The following is a 23,737-nucleotide window of genomic DNA, read 5'->3' on the forward strand; positions in this document are numbered from 1 at the left end:
AGTGAATTGTGCAAATTTTTGAACGTCAAGCGCGATCCTTACGGTGCTGGTAAGGATCGCGGTCGAGGCCGGCTATCAGTCTCGACCCAAGTCAAAGGCGAGCAAGGAGATAGTCACTTTACGTCCACTGTCTTGGGGGAGGGAAAATACATAGCGGTCGCTCGTTTCATCCAAGCTGACCGGTCCGCTGAGATAGCGGGGATGACTTTTCACTAGGTCCCGCATTTTCTGGACCACTGCTGTGAAGTCGGCATTTCGGTTGAACATGACGATTGCCGTCTTGGTATCACGCCATGTTAAGTAGCTGAGCAATTGGTCAATGGTTGCTAGAAAGCGTTTATCTCCACCCCAGATCTTGAACTCAGCTACAAAGAGGTTGCCCTCTTCATGGCGTATGAGGACGTCCGTTTTACCTTGATAGTTGAACGCCTCCCCTGTCGCTGTGCCGAAATGGGCGTTAAGCGGTACCAGGAATAGGTCCCTGAGCGATTCTTCGTCAAGCTTCCTCGTTCGTGATGAGCTTTGCTCAATGCTCCGGCCAGCTCCACGAACCAGGCCAAGAATTGTTTCATACTGCTTCATATCAAGCGTTGGTTCGGGTGGAGTTGCTGGAGTCATCGGCGGGAGCTGTGGCACGACTTTTTGCTTGACCGTTGGCGGGATATAGCTGCGTGCATCCCCAGCCTTTTCTTTCAAACGAATGCCCAGCCCAGATAGCTTTGAAGCATTTTCCTTTTGGGCGAGTAGCTTAGTGCGGCGGGCGTCTATCTCTGCTCTTACCGCATTCTCGATTTGCTGCTTGAATCCAGACCACTGGCGGCGATGCGATTCTAAATATTTTTCAATGGACGCAAGCGTCGAATCGAGTTCTGCCTTGATGGTCTCAGGGGTTAGCGAGCGATCGGCTATGGTGAAGGCCAAATGTTGCTTGCGAACCTGGGCGCGAGGAGGATTGAAATCGAACGAGCTGGGACGCAGCTTAAAGATATCTGCTTCCCCTTGAAAAGGGACCTCGAAGTCGTACGCTTCACCAGGAACAGATCTCATCTGCCTGTCCCAGTGATCCCAGACCTCCACCTGCCGCTCATGCTGAGATGCAACGATCTCATCTCGAAGGAGAGTGGGAATCTCAACGTCGTATTTTTCTACAAAATACTGGACTAAAGCCTCGACATCAGTCTCCAAGAGCCTGCGTTCCGGCAGCTGGCTCACCTCAGTGCATGCGGCGTTTATCTGGGCTGAGATTGAGTGCGAACCATCACCGTCGTTAAAAAGGTAATCCCTTACTTCCCTACGGTTCATCAGCGTACCTTCTGGTGTTATCAAAGTGCCATCGAAGGTAGTCGCGATTTTGACGCGAATCAACGGTGGATCGGGTAGGGGGGAGCAAGGCTTCCGAATCCAGTGTGTGAGTCGGCACATCTCAAGGTGGATTTTCTTTTAGGGATACGTTTAGGGATACGCTGCGATTGTTTTACTTGTTTTTGCCATATTTTGCTGGTTGAAATGGTAGTCTTTCGATTCCTGTCTCCGCACCAGCTCAGCAGGTTTGATGTGGTTTTACTCGCATGCTGCCTTCCCTAAAAATGCCCGCCCCGTGTGGGCATTTTGGTTTCTGCTTCATTTGCTGCCACACCCTTCAGCCAACCCCTTACCGAGACCCTTTTCAACTCAGTCGCTAGCCACTTTCCACTTAGGGTTAGACGGTTTTTGAGATAGTGCTCATCGGCTAACGGCCTTTCGCCCAATGTTTACGAGGTGTTTTGCAGATTTTTTAGAGATAGTGCGTCTGCCGGTTAGAGATAATTTTGAGATGGACACGTTCTCTCATCGTAATCTCCGACTGTTGAATCATAGGCCTGTCCCATGACAGCACACGGCATGCTGGTTGAGTTTTCCTACGATCTTGATCGGCCATTCGCATAGCCCTCAATCTTGCATTGCGACTGTTGCAGCGATACCGTACTCCAGTCGCGGCCAATTCCGCGACCGGGTTTGGCGACCCGAACGAAAAGGCGCATCGGCGCCCCGACCACGATTGCAGGCGCTTTTTTTGTGCCCGCAGTTTCGTGTAATGGCGGCTGTGCGTGGGAGACCTTCGGGTCTGCCGAGTTCCTTTTCCTCGGTTCGCCAACCTGCGTACAGCTGCCACCCTAACCGTTTGGCGACGGTCAGCGTGGTGCTTCACTCGAAAAGGGACTCATGCATGCTTACCTCAAGTTCATCCAGGATCCTCGCATTCGTTCTCCACCGTCGTCTCTCGACGGCTCACAGCTACTTCACCCTCAGCCGATCCCGCTCCGTCTCTATTCAAGCGGAGGCTCGCCATGACTGACCAAGAACGCCTTTCCACCATCCAAAGCTACGCCTGGACCCTCGAACTACTCGGCGAGGCCTTGGTCCAACACGACGAAATGCTGGAGTGCGAACACAACCCGCGACTGAGCTTTCGCAACACGGCCGGTATCCATCAGGCGATTCGGATCATCAGCCGGTTGGCCAGTGAGCAGTGTGGCAAGGTAATGGCGCGAAATGGCCAGGAGACGGAGAGTTAGGCCATAACCTTGATGAAGAACGGGGCCAGGTAGCACCGTTATGGATGGCCCTTGGTTAAAGGCATCCTGGTGGTTTACTCCTGTGAAGCTGGCTTACCGTGCACATCCTGAGGCCGCGAGTACGGGTTTCGATTAACCCTGCTCGCACTTCATGGCATGCGACCAAGCAGCATCACCTGGCCAAGTCCGGCATTTAAGTTTCCGCCCCAATGGATATTTCTCAGCAGGAGGCCACGCATGTTCAGCCACCCCGTCAAACCGGAAATCGCCGAGTGGTTCGCCACATTCGGGATCGACGCGGTATCCCACAGCGTCTGCTCGATCGACGTCACCACTGAGCCTCCCGAGCACTGGTTCTACAAACGCAACCAGTTGCGACCGGATAGCTTGAAACTCGACCTGTCCTTGACTGCCAGCGGTAACTGGTGGGTCCACCTGTCGCGCCACGACAAGCTGTTCGACATTCAGTGGCGCTCCAACGACGACCTGCGGGTCGTATCCCAGCAACTGCGGTATCGCAAGCTGATCAAGTGGCCACGGTTGCACAGCCTCATGGACTTCCCGCTGTTGGCCGGGCAACTGGAGCAATGCCTTGATGTGCGCTTTCTGCGCCATGCCAATTTCGGCGCACGCCTGCTGGACCCCGAGGCGTTGGCAGGCAATGCAAACCTGCGCCAATGGCTGGCTCCTTGTGCAGACACCTTCGGCTGCTACCGGAAAATGCCGCCGCAGTAACACGGCGGCTCAGCTTTATTTGAATCCAGCTCAACCCACAGTAACAGCCGCATTCAACACCAACACCACGATCAAGCCGACCACCGCCACGATGGACTGCACCACCGAAATGGTCTTGGTGGCTTCGCCCATGGTCATGCCGAACGACTCCTTCACCATCCAGAACCCTGCATGGTTGGCATAGTTGAAGAACAGCGACCCGCAGCCAATGGACAAGGCCAGCAACGGCAGGTTGAGGCTGGGGTCTGCCCCTGCAAGCGGTGCCAGCAGGCCGGCGGCCCCGACGATGCCCACTGTGGCGGAACCGGTAGAGACCGAGAGCAACATCGCGATCAGCCACCCCAGGATCAAGGGAGGGAACGCCGATTGCTGGGTCAGGTGCACAATGGCATCGCCCACCTTGGCGCTGGTCAGCATCTCCTGAAAGGCGCCGCCGCCGGCGATGATCATGATGATGGAGGCGATAGGCTTGAGGCTTTTGCCCAACGCATCACGCAGCTGTTCGGCATCGCCGCCACGCGCCAGTACCAGGCTGGCGCCGGCGAACAGCACGCCCAGCAGCATGGCGATCAGTGGGTTGCCCAGGAAACTGGCCATTTCCAGCAGCGCATTGCCCTTGGGCAGCAGCATCTCGGCAACGGCATGCACCAGCATCAGGATTGCCGGCAGCAGCGCGGCCAGCATGCCGATGAATACGCCGGGGCGGGGCTGGCTGTCGGCTTTTTCCGTCAGGGTGAACTGGTCCAGCAACGCCTGATCAGGCCGCGTGCTCATACGCTTCGAGATGAACATGCCATACAGCGGCCCGCCCAGAATCATTGCCGGGATAGCCGCCAGGAAGCCATAGAGCATGGTCGGCCCCACCGAGGTCTTGAGCACGGCAATGGCGGTCAAGGGGCCTGGGTGCGGGGGTACCATGCCGTGCATGGCGGCCAGGGCCGAAATCACCGGCACACCAACGTACACATACGCCGAGCCTTTGAAGCGCGCCTTGCCTTCCAGCTTTCGCGCCACGCTGAAAATCAGCGGCAGCATGATCACCAGGCCCACTTCGAAAAACATCGGGATGCCGATGACAAAGGCAACCAGCATCATGGCCCAGGGGATCATGCGGTCCGGGGTGCGCTTGAGGATCACATCAGCGACCTGCTCGGTGACGCCCGCGTCAGCCAGGATTTTGCCGAGCATCGCACCAAGCGCGATCACCACGCCGACTGCGCCCAGGGTCTTTCCGGCGCCGGTGAGCAGGTGGGAGACGATGCTGCCGGGCTCCATGTGGGTGGCAAAGCCCACGCCAATGGACACCACCAGCAAGGCCAGAAGCGGGTGCATCTTCAGGCGCGACACGATGAGCGCCACCAGGACCAGGACACTGACCAAGGCAGTCAGCAACAGCTGTATATCTAAGGGAGTCATGCAAGGAATCTCGGTTGGGCAGGCGCTCTGGCGGCACTCAGGATTTGAAGGTGGACGATTCGACGTCGAGAGGAATGGCACTGAGGCCTACGGATGGAGGTTCCGCACACGGCAAATGAACATTGTTTGGTGGGGTATTCATGGAGCGATTCACCTTGTTATTTGGTCATATATATGAATCGTTTCAAAGTATTTCGGTTGTGACCGGACACTGTCAAGCGCAGGTGGTCGTCTCTAGAGAAATGCACAGCGCCATTCCTGTGGGAGCGGCGTAAGGGACGCTCTGTTGTCAGGCATCACCTTCGAGTGGCCTTTTAGCCCCGGCGGGCAATACTTCTCTCTATACGCAGGCGTGTTCCTGGTGGCGCGCGCCGCTGGGAGGTGTCTGGTGAACAAACTAACAATCGTGGGTGCCGGCCTGGTCGGCGAGGCAGCGGCGCAGATCATCGCCCGGGATGAGTTGTGCCGTGAGCTGGTGTTGATGGACGTGCAGGGTGAGCTGGCGCAGGGCAAGGCGCTGGACGTGTGGCAGGCCGCTGTGGAGTCCGGCTCCGATACCCGCGTTTATGGCGGGGCCAAGGCCGACATGCTGGACGGCTCCGAGCTGGTGGTGATTACCGCAGGCGTGCCGCGCAAGCCCGGCCAGTCGCGTCAGGATGTACTGAGCATCAACCTGCCGATACTGGATGGCATCATGGCGGACATCAAACGCCATGCGCCAGCGGCCACGGTGCTGGTGGTGTCCAACCCGGTCGACGTGCTGACCTATCGTGCCTGGAGCGTCAGCGGCCTTGGGCGTGACAAGGTGTTCGGGCAGGCGGGGGTGCTGGATACGGCGCGCATGAAGTGTTTCATCGCTGAGCAAACCGGGTTCTCTGCACGGGATATCACGGCGCTGGTGCTGGGCGGGCATGGCGACAGCATGGTGCCGCTGATGCGCTATTGCCAGATCGGCTCGGTGCCGCTTTCCCACTTCCTGTCCAATGAGCAGATCGAGCAAATTGTGGAGCGCACGCGTAAGGGCGGCGGCGAGATTCTGGGTTTGAAGAAAATGGGCAGCGCCTGCGATGCGCCGGGCGTGGCCATTGCGCAGATGGTGGATGCCATCGCCAATGGGCGAAACCGCATTTTGCCAGCGGTGGCGATTCTGGAAGGGGAGTACGGGCGCAAGGACATTGCCATGGGTGTGCCCTGTGTACTTGCAGAAGCGGGGCTTACGCGGGTGATCGAGTTGCCGCTGGATGCGCAGGAGCAGGCGATGTTTGATCATTCTGCCGATCAGGTGGCGCGGGATATTGCTGAGATGAAGGCGTTGTGAATGAAAGGCTGGCCTTATCGTCGGCGCACTGGTCGGCGATAAGGCTTATTGGAAACAGCGGTCAGATCTTGGTCAGTTCCTGCGACAGCTCAGGGTGTTTGAGGATCAGGCGTAAAAGGCACAGCACCCCACCCGGAGGCACGAAACGGCCTTGTTCCCAATCACGCAGGGTAGCCACAGGTGTTGCTATTCGCTCGGCGAAAGAAGCCTGGGTCAGGCCGCAGCGCTCACGGGCCTGGCGTACCAGAATTTGCTCTGGAGTAGTGATGCGCCCGGCGCCTGCCTTGGCTTCTTTGAGTGCTTGCCGAAGGTCAGGTAGCGGCTCGCCTGCATCGGCCTCGATGGCCTTGGCAATACTTTCAATATCACGCATTTCATACCACCTTGCTGATTTCGGCAGGGCTCATGGTGCTGCGCTCGGCCTTTGCATAAACCGTTAGCAACAGCACGATTTCATCTTCGTTCAGGTTGAAGTAAATCACCCGAGCTCCGCCGGATTTGCCGCTGCCAGAGCGGTTCCAACGGACTTTTCGCGCGCCATCCGCACCGGGTATGACATCCCCTGCGAGCGGGTTGATTGCAATCCAGTCGATAAAGACCACGCGTTCCTCATCAGACCACAACCTGGCTGCAGCTTTTTGAAACGTGGGCGTTTCGATGACCGTGCGCATATGAATGTACGGGATTCCCTTATAGCGTGCAAGGCATCGCCGCCGATGCTCAAACCGCAGGCCTCGACCTGCGTTTTGAATTCGCGGAGCGTGTGCTGAATATGCTCGTCACCTACATTCTGCTGTTCTACGGGCAGGGCGGCTCTGCTCGCGGAATTGCGGGATATTTCCAGAGTGATTTAACGAGAGATGCCTTCCCGACCTCTCGTGTGAAAAGTCGACCATTGATGGCGAAAGCGCTTTTCTAGAGTCTGGGGGGAGAGTGGCTCTCTGGTTAAGGGAAGCAGTCAGTGATGGAGGTTCCGCCATCCGGGAGCGAATTGGCTTAATTGCCTCTCCATGTTTCAAGGGTTACGGGGCTCGAAGTTCTCCAATTGCCCACCCCATTCATCCAAGCTACCATTGCTAATAATTCCTATTAGCACAACGGCGTCCCCCATGAATGCCCCTCCCAGTGCTCCTGCCCCGGGCCTCGAACTGGAGACCCTCTACCGTGCCCACCACGGCTGGATCCGCCAGTGGCTGCAGCGCAAGCTCGGCAATGCCCATGATGCGGCGGAGCTGGCGCAGGATGTGTTCGTGCGGCTGCTCACCAAACCCCGCGCCTTCAATGACCAGGAGCACGCGCGCGCCTACCTCGGGCGTATGTCGCGAAATGCCTGTGTGGACTTCTGGCGGCGGCGGCGGGTAGAGCAGGCCTACCTGGAAGTGCTGGCCGCCCAGCCCGAGCACTTGGTGCCATCGCTTGAGCATCAGGCCGTGATCCTCGAAACACTGGAGCAATTGCAGGCGATGTTCGAGCGCATGCCCAAGCGGGTGGCCGAAGCGTTTTTCATGGCGCAGTTGCAGGGCATGAAGCAACGCGAGATTGCCGAGCAACTGGGTGTGAGCGAGCGCAGCGTGAACACTTACCTGGCCCAGGCGATGTACCAGTGCTTGCTGTTGGAGGTGGACCTGGACGACGCGCTGACATGAGCCGGGCGCCACTCGACCATGCCGTGCTGCAAGCGGCTGCCGGCTGGTTCGCGCGGTTGCACGCAGCGCAGAACGACCCCGCCGCCAACGCGCAATGGCGTGCGTGGCTGAGCGAGGATGCGCGGCATCGGTTGGCCTGGTCTTATGTAGAAAGTATCAACCAGCGTTTCGGCAACCTCGACGGCCAGGCAGAGCAGGCGCGGCAGGTGTTCGACAGCGTTCGGCGTGGCCAGCAATCGCGCCGGGCCGTGCTTGGCAGCCTCTGTGTGGCGGGTGCGGCGGGGCTGTTGGGGTGGGGCGGCTGGCAGCGGGGTTGGGTGGACTCACCACGCGCCTGGTTTGCTACCTACCGCACCGGCCTGGGCGAGGTGCGGCCGCTCACGTTGGCCGATGGCAGCCAGCTGTGGTTGAACGGCGGCACGGCGCTGGATGTGCAGTTTGATGAAAACGTACGGCAACTGCGCCTGTATCGCGGCGAAATCCTGATAGAAACCGGCAAAGACCCTCGCCCCCTGGCCGTCGTGACGCGGGCAGGGCGCATGCAACCGCTCGGCACGCGGTTCAGTGTTCGGGACCAAGGGCTGACAACCACCTTGAGTGTGTTCGAAGGCGCCGTGCAGGCCACCTGTTCCGGCAGTGGTGTGCAAACCACGCTGGGCGCCGGGCACATGCTGGTGTTCGACGCGCAGCAGGCCGGCGCGTCGACGGCTGCACAAGCCTTGCGCCAGGACTGGAGCCGTGGCGTGCTGGTGGCGGAAGACATGCCGTTGGGCCAGGTGGTCGATGTGCTGCGCGACTACCGCCGTGGCCACCTGGGCATTGATCCTGCGCTGAACAGCTTGCGCGCCGTGGGTACCTTCCCGTTGCAGGACACCGACCGCACTCTGGCCATGCTCGAACGTGCGTTGCCCATTCGCGTGGTGCGCACCTTGCCTTGGTGGGTCTCGATCGAAGCACGCTGAAAAATTTTCAAAATTCTTTTTCTGGTTTTGAGGCGCTCATGCGCTTGGTGGGATGACGCTACTTCATCCTGCTTACGGAAGGACCCCCTTCATGCTGCTTCGCGACTCTGCTTCCTCGCGCCGTCATCCACTGGCCCTGGCCATTCTCCTTGCCCTTGGCGGCCACGTTGCCGCCGCCCAGGCCGACAGCAACGGCGCTGTGGCACAAGGTGCGGTGTTCGACATCCCGGTCGGGCCGCTGGCGCGGCAACTGAACCTGCTGGCCAGCCAGGCCGGGCTGTTGATCGGCGGTGATGCCACGCTCACCGCCAACAAGCAGAGCCAGGTGGTACACGCCACCAGTGTGGAGCAGGCGCTGGCGCAGATGCTGGCCGGCAGCGGTGTGGAAGCGGTGCGCACGGGCGAGCGGGAGTTCCAGCTGGTGCGCCAGGCCGAAGCGGCTGCAGGCGCAGTGACCTTGGGGAGCACCACCATTTCCGGTCAGGGCCTTGGCGATGTGACGGAGGGCACGGGGGCTTACGCCACGGGCCGTTCGTCCACTGCCACCAAGCTGCCGATGAGCCTGCGCGAAACGCCGCAGTCGGTCACCGTGGTCACCCGCCAGCGCATGGATGACCAGAACATGAAAAACCTCGATGACGTGATGCGTAACGCCACTGGCGTCACCATCATCAAAAGCGGTAGCGAGCGTTCGGTGTACCAAGCACGTGGGCAGTCGGTCGAGAACCTTCAGATCGATGGCGTGCCGACCAACATTGGCAACCCCTACTCGATGGACACCATCTCCAAGCCCAACACCGACATCTACGACCGTGTGGAGATCGTACGCGGCGCCACTGGCCTGATGGAAGGCGCGGGTAACCCGTCGGCTTCCATCAACCTGATTCGCAAGCGGCCCACGGCCGAACGCCAGGCGCTGATCGAAACCTCGGTCGGCTCCTGGGACGACTACAAGACCATGGTCGACCTGTCCGCACCGCTGAACGAAGCGGGCACGCTGCGCGGTCGCTCTGTCATTACATACAACAATGCCAACAGCTACCTGGACACCGCCCAGAAAGAAAACCAATTGTTCTACGGCATCCTGGAAGCTGATCTGAACGAGTCGACACTGGCGACCTTCGGTTTTACCTACCAGAAAGAGCGGAACTCCGGTTACGACTGGTCGGCCCTGCCCAGCCAGCTAAGCGGAGCGTTCTACCCGGTTTCGCGCTCTACCTCGCTGACCGGTGACTGGAACCACCTGGACAAGCGCAATACCACGATGTTCGCCGATATCCAGCACACCTTCGCCAACGGCTGGAAGGGCGTGGTGGCCGTGAACCAGATGTGGGCGAAATCGGACTTCCTGGGTAACTACACCTACCCGGGCGGTGGCACTGACCTGTTCACCCTCAACCCGCGCCACTTTCGCTTCGATGACACCCAGAGCAGCATCGACGGCTACTTCACCGGCCCGTTCCAGCTACTGGGTCGCCAGCATGAGCTGATCGTGGGCGGCAACTGGAACAAGGACGACTTCGACTATCACGGCGGGCGCGATGCCACCTACCGCTACATCGTCGACATGAACAACCTGGCAGCGTTCGACCCGCCCAAGCCGACCGCCCTGAACGTCAACCAGTGGCAATACAACCGCACCCAAGAGCAGAAGGGCGTGTATGCGGCCAGCCGGTTCAGCCTCACCGATTCCACCACGTTCATCCTCGGTAGCCGCTGGAGCTGGTACAGCCATGATTCGCTGGACGACACCAATGGCGTGCGTGAGTCCACAGACTATAAGCACTTCTCCAAGAGTGGCGAAGTCACCCCGTACGCGGGCCTTGTGCAAGACCTGAACGAAAACTGGTCGGCCTACGCCAGCTACACCGAAATCTTCAAGCCGCAGAGTTCGCAGGACCCAGATGGCAACACGCTCCTGCCGATGACCGGCAGCAACTACGAGATCGGCTTGAAGGGTGAGTTCCTGGACAAGCGCCTGCAAACTTCCATCGCGCTGTTCCAGTCCGACCAGACCGGCCGTGCCGAGCGGGTGACCTGTGCGCAGACCTTTGCGTGCTACCGCGCATCCGACAAAGTGCGCAACAAAGGCATCGAGCTGGAGCTGACCGGTGAGGTGTTGCCGAACTGGAACGTGTCGGCGGGCTACACCTATACCCAGTCCAAGTACATGGCGGGTGAGCAGAAAGGCGAAGACTTCAATGGCGCCTCGCCACGCCACCTGTTCAAGGTCGCGACCGATTACCGCCTGCCAGGTGCGCTCAACCCGCTGCGTGTAGGCGGCAGCTTCTATGCGCAAAGCAAGATGACCCAGACCGAAGTGGACAGTGACTACAAGATCCAGCAGGACGCCTACCACTTGACCAACCTGCATGCGATCTACGAGATCAACAAGAACCTTGAAGTGCAGTACAACCTGGATAACGTGTTCGACAAGAAGTACTACCAGACCCTGGGTAACCCCAACTACTGGAACTTCTACGGCGAGCCGCGCAATTTCAACCTGGCGCTGCGGGCCAGGTTCTAAGCGGCTGACGCGGTCGGTGCAGGAGCGGCCGCGTCGCTGTTTTACACTTGCGATCAATTCTCAACAACGCTAGCATCGCCGCTCCAGCCACCCCAGCACACGCGCCAGCCCATGTCCGACGAGCAGGAAGCCCGCAGCCTGTCGCTGCTCTACCAACGGCACCGCAACGAATTGCTGGCCTTCCTTACCCGCAAGGTGCGCTGCCGCGAAACGGCCCGGGACTTGCTGCAGGACGCCTTCGTGCGCCTGCTGCACAGCGAGCACGGCCAGGTCGGCAACCTGCGTGCATTCCTTTACCGCATCGCCACCAACCTGAGCATCGACCACGCCCGCCGTACCCAGGTGCGTGGGGTGAATGACGAGCAAGCGCTCGACCAGTTGCTGACCGATACCACGCCCGAGCGCAGTGCGGTGGCGGGCAACACGCTGGCGCATCTGGAGCGGCTGATCGATGGCTTGCCTTCGCCCACCCGTGAGGTGTTTCTGCTGGCCCGGGTGGAGCAAATGAGCTACAAGGACATCGCCACGCGGCTTGGCATCAATGAGCGCGCCGTCGAGCGGCATTTGAACAAAGCCCTCAGCCACTGCGCCGCCGCCGCGCTGGATGCCCGCATCAAGACTGAATCGCCATGACCGTCTCTCCCGACCACGACCCTATCGCGCACCAGCAAGCCCTGGACTGGTTTACCCGCCTGCGCGCCGAAAACCTTGGCAGCGAGGCGCATGCGGCCTTCGAGACCTGGCGGCTGCTACCACAAAACGCACGGGCATATGCCGAGGTGGAGCAGCTGTGGCAAACCCTTGAGCTGCCCGCACACCGGGTGCGCAAGGCCGACCGTGCCAAGGCCAGGCGTTGGCCGCGTTACGCCGCCGCTGCCTGCCTGCTACTGGCCGCTGGTGCGGTCTGGCTGTCGGTGCCGGCGTTGCAGGGCCTGGGCAGCGATTACGCCACGGTGGCGGGCGAGCGCCGTGAGGTGCTGCTGAACGATGGCTCCCGCCTGTGGCTGGACAGCGCCAGCGAGGTGGATGTGGACGTGCAGGGCGCTACGCGCACCGTGCGGCTGCGCCAAGGGCGGCTGTTTGCGGATGTGGTGCACGACGGTCGGCCATTCGTGGTGCACGTCGACGAGGCCAAGGTTGAAGTGCTGGGTACGCGCTTTTCGGTCAGCCGCGCAGCGGCAGGCGATGAGGTGGTGTTGCTCAGCGGCCGGGTGCAAGTCAGCACGCCGGCACAACAGCAATTGCTCGCGCCGGGGCAACGCTTGGAGGTACAGGGCGAGCGGGTGAGCGCGCCGGAAACGGTTGATGCCGAGCGCTTGCTGGCCTGGCGCACCGGGCAGTTGCGGGTGCGTGAGGTGCCATTGCAACAGGTGCTGCAGCAACTGGCCGGTTACCAAGGCAAGCGCCTGGTGCTGCTGAACGCGCAGGCCGGGCAGCGGCGGGTAAGTGGCAGCTTCAACCTGGACCAGGCCGACAGCGCCCTGGACGCCCTGATCAGCAGTCAACAGCTGCAGGCCCATGCGCTGCTGGGGCACTGGCTGATCATTCGATAATTTTTTTCGCCCGCGCGGGGATTACCGATTCTGCTGCGTCACACCCCACACATAAGAAATATTTGCATTCGCATTTTTCCGGGGAGTACACATGCAGCACCCACGCGATTCTGTTTTCAACCGCCGCCCATTGGCCAGTGCCGTGCTGGCGGCCAGCTTTTTCTCTGTATGGCCCGGGTTGCCCTTGCAGGCTGCCGAGGCAAACGCTGCGCAGGCGCAGAGCCAGCGTTTCAGTTTCAACATCCCCGCCCAGGCACTGGCCGATGCGCTCGATGCGTTCAGCGCGCAAAGCGGCTATCAGGTGATTTACAGCGCCAGCGAAGTCATGGGCCAGTCATCCGCCGCGGTGCTGGGCCAGCTCAGCGCGGGCGATGCCATTCGCACCCTGGTGGCCGGCAGCAATGCGCAGCTCAGCCAGCCCAACGCCAGCAGCTTCGTCATCACCTTGCCAGCCCGCGCGGGTAACAGTGTGCAGCTGGAGACCTTGAGCATATCCGGCAAGGCGCCGGGGTCGACTACCGAAGGCACCGGGCTGTACACCACATATTCCTCCAGCAGCTCCACGCGCCTGAACCTGACGCCGAAGGAAACCCCGCAATCGCTGACGGTCATGACCCGCCAGCGCCTGGATGACCAGAAGCTCACCACCCTCAACGAGGTGCTGGAGCAGACGCCAGGCATCACTGCGTCGCATACCAGCATTGGCGCCGAGAACAACACCTACTGGTCGCGTGGCTTCCAGATCAACAACTTCGAAATCGACGGTGTGCCGACTTCGTCGCGCATCGACAACTCCACCCAGTACACCGCCATGTACGACCGGGTCGAGATCGTCAGGGGCGCCACCGGCTTGATCAGCGGCACCGGCACGCCTTCGGCGACCATCAACCTGATCCGCAAACGGCCGACCTTCGAGCCGCAGTTCAGCGTCACCGCCGAGGCCGGCAGTTGGGACCGCTATGGCCTGGGCTTCGATGCTTCGGGGCCATTGACCGAAACCGGCAATGTGCGCGGGCGCCTGGTGGTGGATTACAAGGACCAGAAGTACTGGGTTGACCGCATGTCGTCGGATGCCGCGCTGGTGTATGGCATCACCGAGTTCGACCTGGCGGAATCGACCTTGCTCACCCTGGGGTTCAGCTACGCCAACACCCACACCAACTCGCCGCTGCGTGCGGGCTTCCCGGTGCATTTCAGCAATGGCCAGAAAACCGACTTCCCGCGCTCGACCAACAGCTCGCCAGACTGGGCCTATTACGACCGCAAGGTGACCAACCTTTTCGGCTCCATCGAGCACACGTTCGACAATGGCTGGAGCGCCAAGGTCGAGCTCAGCCACACGCAAAATTCCTTCGACCAACTGACCAACTACCTCAACGGCAGCATCGACCAGCAGACCGGCGCCGGTGCCTACATGTACCCCAACCGCTGGTCCGGCACCCCACGGCAGAACACACTGGACGCCTACGTCACCGGCCCCTTCAGCCTGTTCGGCCGCGAGCATGAGCTGATCGTGGGTACCACCCTGTCTCGTTACCGCGAGCACACCCCGGAGCGGGGCGGCTGGTACGGGCCATGGACCGGCTACGACGGCACCATCGACAACTTCTTCACCTGGGATGGCAGCGGCCCACGCCCAGACACCACCCCGGTGGGCAAAAGCCTGATCGACGAAAACCAGTACGCGGCCTACCTGACGTCGCGCTTTCATATCACCGACAACACCCACCTGATCCTCGGCAGCCGGGTGACCGACTGGAAGCGCGAGAACGAGAACATCAGCGACAGCGGTACCAGCACCAAGGACAGCCAGAATCGGCATGGCATCTTCCTGCCCTACGCCGGCCTGGTCTACGACCTGAGCGACACCTGGTCGCTGTACGGCAGCTACACCAAAATCTTCAACCCGCAGCAATACGGCATGAAGGACATCAATAACAAGGCGCTGGACCCGCAGGAAGGGGTGGGCTACGAGGTGGGGGTGAAGGGCAGCTTCAACGACGACAAGCTCAACGCCAGCCTGGCGCTGTTCAAGATCGAGCAGGACAACCTGGCCGTGTACCTGCGTGACCCGGACATCTACACCCTTGAACAGGGCACTACCACTGAAGGCGTGGAGCTGTCGCTGGATGGTGAACTGGCAGAGGGTTGGCAGGCCATGGCAGGTTATGCCTACAGCGTCAGCACCGACCAGGACGACCAGCGCATCGTCACCAATATCCCGCGCCACAGCGTGAAGACCTTCACTACCTACCGCCTGCCGGGCGCGTTGGACAAGCTGACCGTGGGCGGCGGCGTGAACTGGCAGAGCAAGTATGGCCAGGACTTGCACACCTTCACCCAAGGCAGTTTCGCGGTGGTCAACCTGATGACGCGCTACGACGTGACCCGGGACTTGAGCGTGAAACTCAACCTCAACAATGTGTTCGACAAGAAGTACTACGGGTTTGCCGGCAGTTGGGGCGTGTACGGCGAACCGCGCAATTTCATGACCAGCATGGAATACCGGTTCTGACAGAAGAAGCGATGGGGCGCTTTACGCCCCATCGCTGGCTGTGCCTGGCCGCTAGCGCTGATAAGCCTTGCCAAAATGCCGCTCCAGCCGCGCCTGCACCAGCTCCAGCAGGATCGACAGCACCCAGTAGATAACCGCCGCCGTCGTCAGCATCTCCAGGTAGCGATAGCTCGATCGTCCATACGATTGCGCAAGGAACATCACTTCCCACACCCCCATGACCGAAATCAGCGATGAATCCTTCAGCATCGAGATGAACTGGTTGGCTGTAGGCGGAATGATCACCCGCATGGCCTGGGGCAAGGTGATGTGCCAGAAGATTTGTGGCGTGCGCATGCCCAGGGCCAGTGCCGCTTCACGTTGGCCCCGCGCCACGCCCAGGATGCCGGCGCGGAAGATCTCGCTCAGGTAGGCGCCATAGTTCAGCGACAGCGCAATGATGCCGGCACTGATGGCGCCAGGTACCAGGCCAAGTTGGGGCAACCCCAGGTAGATCAGCAAAATCTGGATAAGCAGAGGGGTGCCGCGGAAGAACGAGGTGTAGAAGCTGGCGATGCCCACCAGCACCGCGCTGTTCGACAACCGCGCCAGTGCAGCGGCAAAGCCGAACAGCACCGATACCACCATCGAGCACAGGCACAGGAACAGGGTCAGCGCTGCGCCTTGCAGAAAGCCGTTAGGCCCCAGCCGGAAGCCGGCCAGGTTTGGAAACTTCTCCAGAATGATCGAGAACTTGAGATCGAAGCTGAGGAAAAACGCAACGAACAGGCCGAACAGTGCCAGCCAGGTCAGCAGTAACCGGGTGCGAAAGCCGAACAGGCCGGCGCCCGTGGGCTTGACCACGGGCTTGGGGGAGGGGGGGAAGGTGCTCATTTGCTGATATCGGCGCCAATCCACTTCTGCGAGAGCTTGGCCAGGGTGCCATCAGCCTTCAGCTCGGCAAACACCTGGCGCACCTTGGCATCCCACTCGGGGTCGCCCTTTTCGATGGCCACCGAGTTCGGCTCTTCATACAGCGCGGCGCCCGCCAGCTTGAAGCGCTTGTCCTGGTCCAGGCGCGGTTGCGCGGTTACCAGGTTGGTGAGAATGGCGTCCAGGCGCACGCCGGCGCCCAGGCCCAGGTCCTGGAAGGCGACGTTGTCGGTGTCGTACGGCGCAATTTGCACGAAGTCGAAGGGGTATTCGATCTTCTTGTCTTCGTCGCCTTCGATGACCAGGTTCTTGTTCAGGTAGCTTTCGTAGCTCGATGCGCTGGTCAAACCCACCTTGCGGCCATCCAGGTCCTTGGCGGTGTGGATGCGCTCGTCCTTGGCATTGACCACGATCACTGCAGGTGAGGCGTAGTACTCCACCGGGAAGTCGAACACTTCGCTGCGTGCCTTGCTTGGGGTCATCGAGCAGATGCAGATGTCGTAGCGCCCGCTCCAGCGGCCTGCGGCGATCACGTCCCAGGAAGGGGTTTCGAGGCGCAGTTTGACGCCGAGCTTGTCTGCCACGGCCTTGGCGACGTCCACGTCAAAACCGTCCAGCTGGTTCTGGTCGTTGAGGAAAGAAAACGGCGGGTAGCTTTCCATCAGGACGTTGACCAGTTCCTTGCGCGATTCAACCCGCTCGAGCGTGGCGCCGGCAAAGGCCTGGGAAGCAGTGGCGAGCAGCACGAGGCCCGCACCGAGCACGGTAGAAAATCGCATGTACATACCTGATATGTTGGGCAAAGGAGTGATAGGGTATTTAATAGTTATAAACGTCCATGAACTAATGAATTTAATTCATAAGAACCTTCAGAGAAGTTATATGAAACAGCGAGCGATGGTGATTCTCGACGGCGGCATGGGCCGTGAGCTGCAACGCAGTGGGGCGCCGTTTCGCCAGCCCGAATGGTCGGCACTGGCGCTGAGCGAAGCGCCCGAGGCGGTGGTTGGGGTGCATGCAGCGTTCATCGCCGCCGGTGCGCACGTCATCACCAGCAACAGCTATGCGGTGGTGCCGTTCCACATCGGCGAAGAGCGCTTTGCCAACGAGGGGCGACAACTGGCCAATACCGCAGGCCAACTCGCGCGCCATGCGGCAGATGCCGGCCCGCACCCGGTCAGGGTGGCCGGTTCGCTGCCGCCGCTGTTCGGCTCCTATCGCCCAGATCTGTTCCAGCCCGAGCGCGTTGCAGACGTGCTGTCGCCGCTGCTGCAGGGCCTGGCCCCGTATGTCGACTTGTGGCTGGCAGAAACCCAGAGTTCGGTAGCCGAGGTGCGGGCTATCCACGGCCACTTGCCAGCAGACGGCAAGCCGTTCTGGGTGTCGTTCACCCTGCAGGACGAAGAGGTTGATGACGTTCCGCGTCTGCGTTCCGGTGAGCCGGTGGCAGATGCCATTGCCGCCGTGGTTGATCTGGGCGCCGCCGCGGTGCTGTTCAACTGCAGCCAGCCCGAGGTCATTGGCGCTGCGGTCGATGTAGCGAGCGCGTTGATCGAGCAACGCAACGCCGACATCGCGATCGGTGCCTATGCCAACGCCTTCCCGCCGCAGCCGAAGGAGGCCACCGCCAACGATGGCCTGGATGAGCTGCGCGAAGACCTTGACCCGCCGGGCTATCTGGCCTGGGCCAATGACTGGCGTAAACGGGGCGCCAGCATGATCGGTGGCTGCTGTGGTATTGGCCCGGAGCATATCGCCGAGCTGAAACGCAATTTGCTGTAAGGCCTGGCAGGTGGCTGGGCGGCTTCTGCGAGCGCCCGGTCCCCAGCCATTAAAAAAAACGCCACTCAGACCCGGATTCCATCGTTTTTCAGTCTCCCGCCATGTCCCTATAGTCCGCTGAAGGCCGATCCTGAATCGGTGTACACAACTCAGCCGTGCGGGAACCGGATATGAACAACAACGAAAAAATCGAGGGCAATGCAGCGGCCGGTGTCGGTACGCGCGTGGTGTGGGGCGGGGAGCAGGTGCAGCACCCGTACAATGCCACCCAGACCCCGATCGTGGTCAGTGCCGCCTACGGCTACAACGACATCGACGCCTGGTACGACGTGGCTCAAGGCAAACTGCCGGGCTACATCTACAGCCGCATGAGCAACCCTACGGTCGCCACCCTGGAATCCAAGCTGTGCGAGCTGGAGCAGTCGGAGTCGGCGGTGGCGTTCAGTAGCGGCATGGCGGCCATCAGTGCCGTGCTGCATACCTTCCTCTCCAGCGGCAAGCGCGTGGTGTCGACCCGAGACAGCTACGGTGGCACCAACAAGATCTTTGAAGAGTTCCTGCCCCGCATGGGCGTGCAGGTGTGCCTGTGCGACACGCTGGACACCGAGGCCCTGGAGCGCGAAATCGCTGCGGGCTGCGACCTGCTGTATCTCGAAACCCCCACCAACCCTACCTTGAAAGTGCTGGACATCCGGCGCTTGAGCGCTGCCGCTCGGCAGGCGGGGGCTGTGGTGGTGGCCGACAATACCTTCGCCACCCCGCTGAACCAGAACCCGCTGGCCCTGGGCGTGGATGTGGTGGTGCACAGCGCCACCAAGTTCCTGTCCGGGCACGGTGACGTGCTGGGCGGCATGGTCTGCGGTGCGGAGCCGTTGATGGCGCAGGTACGCCACTACCGCGAAATCAACGGTGCGGCGCTGGACCCGTTTTCCGCCTACCTGATCATCCGCGGCATCAAGACCCTGGCCCTGCGGCTGCGCCAGCAGCAGGCCAGTGCGCATGTGTTGGCGCAGTACCTGAGCACCGAACCCTTGGTCGAGGCGGTCAACTACCCCGGTTTGCCTCAGCACCCCGGCCATGCGATCGCCAAGGCGCAGATGCGCGGCTTCGGCGCCATCGTCAGTTTTGTGCTCAAGGGCGGTATGCCGACCGTTGCGCGTTTGCTGCCACGGCTCAAGTATGCCCATCGTGCCGGCAACCTTGGCGCGGTGGAAACCATCTACGGCCCGGCCCGTACCACCAGCCATGTGGAGAACACCCTCGAAGAACGGCTGGCCCTGGGTATTTCCGAAGGGCTGGTGCGCATTTCGGTGGGTATCGAAGACACCGAAGACCTGCTGGCAGACCTTGCACAGGCCTGTGCATCGGTGCGCCAGGAGTTGGCCGCAGCAAAGGAATTGCACGGTGACGCGTATGCCGGCCTGGGCCAGATGCAGGCCTGAGGCTGGCGCGTAGCACTCACCCTTTGTGGTGGGTGCCACTTCATGAAGTCGAACAAAAACAATATGCAAGGCCATTCGCTTCGCTCTGCCAAGACGAGGTCGTTGCAACGTCCTTGCCCGCCAACTTTCATGAGAAACCCACAATGTCCCTGCAAACAACGACAACGAGAAATGCTTCGGCACATGGCTTCAAACAGGACATGCAAACCCGTCATATCGTCATGCTGGCGCTGGGCGGTGTCATCGGTACCGGCCTGTTTCTGACGTCGGGCTACACCGTCAATCAGGCGGGGCCGCTGGGCGCGGTCATCGCCTATGTGCTCGGCGCGATCATGGTGTACCTGGTGATGATGTGCCTGGGCGAGCTGGCGGTACACATGCCGGAAGTCGGTTCGTTCAGCAGTTACGCCACCCGCTACATCGGCCCAGGCACCGGTTACATGGTGGCCTGGATGTACTGGCTGACCTGGACGGTAGCCATTGGCTCGGAGTTCACCGCCGCCGGCATTCTCATGGTGCGCTGGTTCCCGGACACGCCGGTATGGATATGGAGTGCGCTGTTCGGGCTTGCGGTATTCATCAGCAACATCATTTCGGTACGTTCGTTCGCCGAGACCGAATTCTGGTTGTCGTTGGTCAAGGTGCTGGCGGTGATCGCTTTCCTGGTAGTGGGCGGTGGCGCGATCCTGGGTGGCTTCGAGGTTGCCCATGTGCAGAGTGTGGGGCTGGGTAACTTCACCCGCGAGGGGCTGTTCCCCACGGGGTTCTGGTCGATTGCCATGACCTTGCTGGCAGTGGCCTTCGCCTTCTCCGGCACCGAGCTGATCGGCATTGCTGCCGGCGAAACCCAAGACCCTGAAAAGAACGTGCCCAAAGCCATCCGTACCACCGTGCTTCGCCTGGCGTTGTTCTTCGTCGGCACCATCTTCGTGCTCGCCACCTTGTTGCCGCGCGAACAGGCCGGCGTGGTCGAAAGCCCGTTCGTGATGGTCTTTGAAATGATGGGTATCCCCTACGCGGCGGACATCATGAACTTCGTCATCATCACTGCGCTGTTGTCGGCGGCCAATTCCGGGTTGTACGCAGCCGCGCGCATGCTCTGGACCCTCAGCGACCAAGGCAACATGCCACGCCGGTATGCCTCGCTGTCCCGTCGCGGCACGCCCTTCAATGCCATCGTGCTGAGCATGGCGGGCGGTATGGCTTCACTGCTTAGCAGCGTGTTTGCGCCCGATACCATCTACCTGGCGCTGGTGTCCATTTCCGGGCTGGCGGTGGTGGTGGTGTGGATCAGCATCGCCGCCAGCCAGATTGCTTTCCGCCGTCACTACATCGCCAATGGCGGCAAACTCGAAGACATCAAGTGCCGCGTGCGGGGTTACCCGTTCGTGCCGCTGGCAGCCATCTTCTGCTGCGTGCTGGCCTGCGTGGGTATCGCTTTCGACCCGGCCCAGCGCGTGGCCCTGTACTTTGGTTTGCCCTTCATCGCCTGGTGTTACCTGGCGTTCTGGCTGACCTGCAAATACCGCCAGCGCCGTCCGCTACCGCTGGAAACCGTGGCGACCGGTTCCGAGGCCGCTTGAGCAGGGGGATACTAGGCCACCTGAACGTTGCCACGAGAAACCGCCGATGACCCAGAAAACCTTGCCCCCCTTGAACTGGCTCAGAGCCTTCGAAGTGTCGGCGCGTTACCTGAACTTCACCCATGCAGCAGAAGAGCTGCACCTTACCCAGGGGGCGGTGAGCCAGCAGATTCGCCACCTGGAGAGCCAGTTGGGGGTAGCGCTGTTCAAGCGCCTGCCGCGCGGGCTGGGGCTGACCGAAGAAGGGCAGTCCTACCTGCCGGTGGTACAGGATGCGATAAGCCGGCTGGCGGTAGGCACCAACGAAATCTTCGGGCAACGCCAGCGTCGGCCTTTGAAGGTGCGCGGCAGCCTGTCGTTCCTGCACTTCTGGCTGGCGCCCCGGTTGGCCGATTTTCGGCGTTCGTACCCCCAGGTGGACATCCGCTACATCAGCAACCTGTGGGTCAAGGAACTGGATGCCGAGGACGACCTGGAAATCCGCTGGGGCAGCGGGCAGTGGGCCGGTGTGGAGGCGCAACGCCTGACCCGCGACGTGCTGGTGCCGGTCTGCGCACCCGCGCTGGCCGCCGATTGCCCGCTGCGCGAGCCGCGTGACCTGGCCCGCGCCCCATTGCTGCATGTGCTGGGTTACGAGGAAGGCTGGGGCTACTGGCTGGAGCGGGTGGGTGCCGATCAGGTCGACTCTTCGAGCGGCCTGCAATTCGACACGCTGGTGTCGACCTTGCGCATGGCGGAGTTGGGGCTGGGTGTGGCGCTGGCACGCTCGTCGCTGGTAGAGGAGTTGCTGCAGGCGGGGCGGCTGGTAGCGCCCTTTACCCCGCGCATCGAGGCGAGCGAGTCGTTTTACCTGGTACGCGGCCTGGGTGAAGCGTTGTCACCGGATGCTCAGGCGTTCAGCCACTGGCTGGTGGCCATGGCGCACCGTTAATTCAAGTACCTGTCTGGAGCACCGATGCAGTACACATCCACGCGCGGCAACGAAACACGAGTCGATTTCCGCACGGCGTTGCTTTCTGGCCTGGCCGACGATGGTGGGCTTTATGTGCCCACCTCGGTGCCGGTGTTCAGCCCGCAGGAGATTGCCAGCTGGTCGTGGTTGCCGTTCGACGAACTGGCCTGGCGGGTGATGGCACCGTTTGTTGGCGATACCCTCGACGAACCTACCCTCAGGGCGCTGGTCAGCGACAGCTATCGTGGGTTCAAGCACCGTGGCATCGCGCCGTTGCAGCAGCTGGGCCATAACGAATGGATCCTGCAGCTGTTTCACGGGCCTACCCGGTCTTCCAAGGACTTTGCCGCGCAGTTGCAGGCGCGGCTCATCCGGCACTTTCTGGGGGCCGACTGCGAGCGGGTCATGCTGGTGGGGGCCAGCAACGGCGATACGGCGGTGGCGGCGATCGAGGCCCTGCGGCATTGCCCGGCGGCGGGCTTGCTGGCGCTGTATCCCTGTGCAGGCACACCCGCTGACCGGGCAGCGGTGATGCGCGCTGCCGCGTCCGACAGCGTAAGCTGCGTGGCCGTGGATGGCAGCTTTGACGACTGCCAGTCGCTGGTGTCGGCGCTGCTGCGTGCCTGGCCATGCCCCGGGTTGATTCCGGTGAGCTTCAACTCGACCAACTGGGTCGGCGTGCTGGCGCAGATCGTGTTCTATTTCCATGCGGCGCTTCAGCTGGGAGGGGGGACACGGCCGGTAGGCTTCAGCATCCCCACGGCCAGTTTTGCCGAAATCTACGCAGGGTTCATTGCCCAGAAGATGGGCCTGCCCATCAACCAGATCATTGTTTCCACCAACCGCAACGATGCCTTGCATCGGTTCATCCACTGCAATCGCTACAGCCGTGGTTCAACCCGCCAGACGTTGTCACCGGTCATGGATTTCTCGCTGTTCTCCAACCTGGAGCGCTTCGTCTGGGAACTGTATGACCGCGATGGCGGGGCGACCCGGGCGCTGATGGAGCATTTCGAGGCGTGTGGCGAGCTGAGCATTGGCAACCGGCAGTGGTTGCATGCGCGCATGCTGTTTGACTCCTATGCCGTGGACGACGCGTTGATTCGCGAGGAAATCATCACGCTGTTCCACGAAACCGGCAGCGCAGTAGACCCGCATGCCGCGACAGGGGTATTCGCCGGGCGTCTGCACCGGCGCAACATTGGCGCGCCCATCGTCACGCTGGGGCAGTTTGCCCCGGAAAAGTCTGCCGGGCTGTTGGCGGAGCTTGGGGCCTGGCACGGTGAGGTGCCGGTCGACGTCGTTGGCATTGCAGGCGCCGGGCCACTGCTGGAGCCAGAGGACCTGGCGGGGGTTCATGCGTTATTGGCACGGTTGCAGGCCGGGCGATGAAGCGCATCCTCGACCCCCTGGACGAGCGCATTCTCGCCGAGCTCACCGCCAATGCGCGTATCGCCCATGCCGAGCTGGGGCTGAAGGTGAACCTGTCGCGCAATGCGGTGCGCCAGCGCATCGAGCGCCTGGAGCGCGACGGGGCCATCCAGGGCTATACCTTGCGCATCGGTGAGGGCCGACGGCCGACATCGCTGATTAACGCGGTGATATTCGTCTACCGCTATGACCGCATGCGCGGTGACGCGGTGCTTGATGCGCTGCGCCAGATCCCCGAAGTGATCCAGTGTGAAGTGCTCAGCGGCGAGTTCGACCTGCTGCTGCGCGTCGAGGCCTCAAGCCCGGAGCGGGTGCACCATGTGTGGAAGGAAATCGCCGCCATGCCCGGGGTCGAAAATACCGTGACATCGTTCGTCCTGGCCACGGTGATCTGAACCGCGCCGTTGT

General features: G+C 61.2%; 22 protein-coding genes. 16 read left to right on the forward strand and 6 right to left on the reverse strand.

Annotated features, from left to right (window positions below; all coding sequences use genetic code 11):
* Positions 1 to 75 precede the first annotated feature (75 nt).
* Positions 76 to 1,302 carry a hypothetical protein gene (locus QQL85_RS00250; protein WP_284356342.1) on the reverse strand — a complete coding sequence of 409 codons (1,227 nt, stop codon included), beginning with the start codon at positions 1,300 to 1,302 and terminating at the stop codon, positions 76 to 78.
* 1,025 nt (positions 1,303 to 2,327) lie between these two features.
* Between QQL85_RS00250 and QQL85_RS00255 the strand changes: the two genes are divergently transcribed.
* Positions 2,328 to 2,555 (forward strand): hypothetical protein, encoded by a 228-nt coding sequence (locus QQL85_RS00255; protein WP_284356341.1) that lies wholly within the window; start codon positions 2,328 to 2,330, stop codon positions 2,553 to 2,555.
* A 237-nt stretch (positions 2,556 to 2,792) separates the two neighbouring features.
* Positions 2,793 to 3,290 (forward strand): hypothetical protein, encoded by a 498-nt coding sequence (locus QQL85_RS00260; RefSeq protein ID WP_284356340.1) that lies wholly within the window; start codon positions 2,793 to 2,795, stop codon positions 3,288 to 3,290.
* 30 nt (positions 3,291 to 3,320) lie between these two features.
* Here QQL85_RS00260 and QQL85_RS00265 read toward each other — a convergent pair whose 3' ends face one another.
* Positions 3,321 to 4,706: a GntP family permease gene (locus tag QQL85_RS00265; protein ID WP_284356339.1), complete on the reverse strand. Its 1,386-nt coding sequence runs from the start codon at positions 4,704 to 4,706 to the stop codon at positions 3,321 to 3,323.
* A gap of 388 nt (positions 4,707 to 5,094) precedes the next feature.
* Between QQL85_RS00265 and QQL85_RS00270 the strand changes: the two genes are divergently transcribed.
* A complete protein-coding gene (locus QQL85_RS00270; protein ID WP_284356338.1) occupies positions 5,095 to 6,024 on the forward strand; it encodes a malate dehydrogenase in 930 nt (309 codons plus the stop codon).
* A gap of 61 nt (positions 6,025 to 6,085) precedes the next feature.
* Here QQL85_RS00270 and QQL85_RS00275 read toward each other — a convergent pair whose 3' ends face one another.
* Together QQL85_RS00275 and QQL85_RS00280 are read right to left on the reverse strand one after the other, a co-directional pair.
* Positions 6,086 to 6,397 (reverse strand): helix-turn-helix domain-containing protein, encoded by a 312-nt coding sequence (locus QQL85_RS00275; RefSeq protein ID WP_284356337.1) that lies wholly within the window; start codon positions 6,395 to 6,397, stop codon positions 6,086 to 6,088.
* Between the two features lies 1 nt (position 6,398).
* The gene (locus QQL85_RS00280; protein WP_284356336.1) at positions 6,399 to 6,695 is read right to left on the reverse strand and encodes a transcriptional regulator; all 297 of its coding nucleotides are present in this window, start codon (positions 6,693 to 6,695) and stop codon (positions 6,399 to 6,401) included.
* Between the two features lie 26 nt (positions 6,696 to 6,721).
* Here QQL85_RS00280 and QQL85_RS00285 point away from each other — a divergent pair, with 26 nt between their 5' ends.
* The 7 genes from QQL85_RS00285 to QQL85_RS00315 all read left to right on the forward strand — a co-directional run bounded on the left by QQL85_RS00285 (position 6,722) and on the right by QQL85_RS00315 (position 15,227).
* A complete protein-coding gene (locus QQL85_RS00285; protein WP_284356335.1) occupies positions 6,722 to 6,943 on the forward strand; it encodes a hypothetical protein in 222 nt (73 codons plus the stop codon).
* Between the two features lie 190 nt (positions 6,944 to 7,133).
* Entirely contained in the window at positions 7,134 to 7,670 is a 537-nt protein-coding gene (locus tag QQL85_RS00290) for a sigma-70 family RNA polymerase sigma factor (RefSeq protein ID WP_104833497.1), read from the forward strand.
* Positions 7,667 to 8,632, forward strand: coding sequence for a FecR domain-containing protein (locus QQL85_RS00295; RefSeq protein WP_284356334.1), 966 nt, complete (start codon positions 7,667 to 7,669; stop codon positions 8,630 to 8,632). The genes QQL85_RS00290 and QQL85_RS00295 overlap by 4 nt, the downstream gene beginning before the upstream one ends.
* 91 nt (positions 8,633 to 8,723) lie before the next feature.
* A complete protein-coding gene (locus QQL85_RS00300) occupies positions 8,724 to 11,159 on the forward strand; it encodes a TonB-dependent siderophore receptor (protein ID WP_284356333.1) in 2,436 nt (811 codons plus the stop codon).
* Positions 11,160 to 11,270: 111 nt separating this feature from the next.
* Positions 11,271 to 11,792 (forward strand): RNA polymerase sigma factor, encoded by a 522-nt coding sequence (locus QQL85_RS00305; protein WP_198748936.1) that lies wholly within the window; start codon positions 11,271 to 11,273, stop codon positions 11,790 to 11,792.
* Positions 11,789 to 12,712: a FecR family protein gene (locus tag QQL85_RS00310; RefSeq protein WP_284356332.1), complete on the forward strand. Its 924-nt coding sequence runs from the start codon at positions 11,789 to 11,791 to the stop codon at positions 12,710 to 12,712. The genes QQL85_RS00305 and QQL85_RS00310 overlap by 4 nt, the downstream gene beginning before the upstream one ends.
* A gap of 91 nt (positions 12,713 to 12,803) precedes the next feature.
* Positions 12,804 to 15,227 carry a TonB-dependent siderophore receptor gene (locus tag QQL85_RS00315; protein ID WP_284356331.1) on the forward strand — a complete coding sequence of 808 codons (2,424 nt, stop codon included), beginning with the start codon at positions 12,804 to 12,806 and terminating at the stop codon, positions 15,225 to 15,227.
* 51 nt (positions 15,228 to 15,278) lie between these two features.
* Here QQL85_RS00315 and QQL85_RS00320 read toward each other — a convergent pair whose 3' ends face one another.
* Positions 15,279 to 16,100, reverse strand: a complete 822-nt coding sequence (locus QQL85_RS00320) for an amino acid ABC transporter permease (RefSeq protein WP_060500277.1) — start codon at positions 16,098 to 16,100, stop codon at positions 15,279 to 15,281.
* Positions 16,097 to 16,918: an ABC transporter substrate-binding protein gene (locus QQL85_RS00325; protein ID WP_284356330.1), complete on the reverse strand. Its 822-nt coding sequence runs from the start codon at positions 16,916 to 16,918 to the stop codon at positions 16,097 to 16,099. The genes QQL85_RS00320 and QQL85_RS00325 overlap by 4 nt, the downstream gene beginning before the upstream one ends.
* Positions 16,919 to 17,036: 118 nt before the next feature.
* Between QQL85_RS00325 and QQL85_RS00330 the strand changes: the two genes are divergently transcribed.
* The 6 genes from QQL85_RS00330 to QQL85_RS00355 all read left to right on the forward strand — a co-directional run bounded on the left by QQL85_RS00330 (position 17,037) and on the right by QQL85_RS00355 (position 23,724).
* Positions 17,037 to 17,921 (forward strand): homocysteine S-methyltransferase family protein, encoded by an 885-nt coding sequence (locus QQL85_RS00330; RefSeq protein WP_284356381.1) that lies wholly within the window; start codon positions 17,037 to 17,039, stop codon positions 17,919 to 17,921.
* 170 nt (positions 17,922 to 18,091) lie between these two features.
* The gene (locus tag QQL85_RS00335) at positions 18,092 to 19,363 is read left to right on the forward strand and encodes a cystathionine gamma-synthase family protein (protein WP_284356329.1); all 1,272 of its coding nucleotides are present in this window, start codon (positions 18,092 to 18,094) and stop codon (positions 19,361 to 19,363) included.
* Between the two features lie 143 nt (positions 19,364 to 19,506).
* Entirely contained in the window at positions 19,507 to 20,946 is a 1,440-nt protein-coding gene (locus tag QQL85_RS00340; protein WP_284356328.1) for an amino acid permease, read from the forward strand.
* Positions 20,947 to 20,992: 46 nt separating this feature from the next.
* Positions 20,993 to 21,877 carry a LysR substrate-binding domain-containing protein gene (locus QQL85_RS00345; RefSeq protein ID WP_284356327.1) on the forward strand — a complete coding sequence of 295 codons (885 nt, stop codon included), beginning with the start codon at positions 20,993 to 20,995 and terminating at the stop codon, positions 21,875 to 21,877.
* A 24-nt stretch (positions 21,878 to 21,901) separates the two neighbouring features.
* Positions 21,902 to 23,290 (forward strand): threonine synthase, encoded by a 1,389-nt coding sequence (locus tag QQL85_RS00350; RefSeq protein WP_284356326.1) that lies wholly within the window; start codon positions 21,902 to 21,904, stop codon positions 23,288 to 23,290.
* Entirely contained in the window at positions 23,287 to 23,724 is a 438-nt protein-coding gene (locus tag QQL85_RS00355) for an Lrp/AsnC family transcriptional regulator (protein WP_016713368.1), read from the forward strand. Before QQL85_RS00350 ends, QQL85_RS00355 begins: the two co-directional genes overlap by 4 nt.
* The last annotated feature ends 13 nt before the right edge of the window (positions 23,725 to 23,737 follow it).

Source organism: Pseudomonas putida (assembly GCF_030159595.1).
Classification (GTDB): domain Bacteria; phylum Pseudomonadota; class Gammaproteobacteria; order Pseudomonadales; family Pseudomonadaceae; genus Aquipseudomonas; species Aquipseudomonas putida_AC.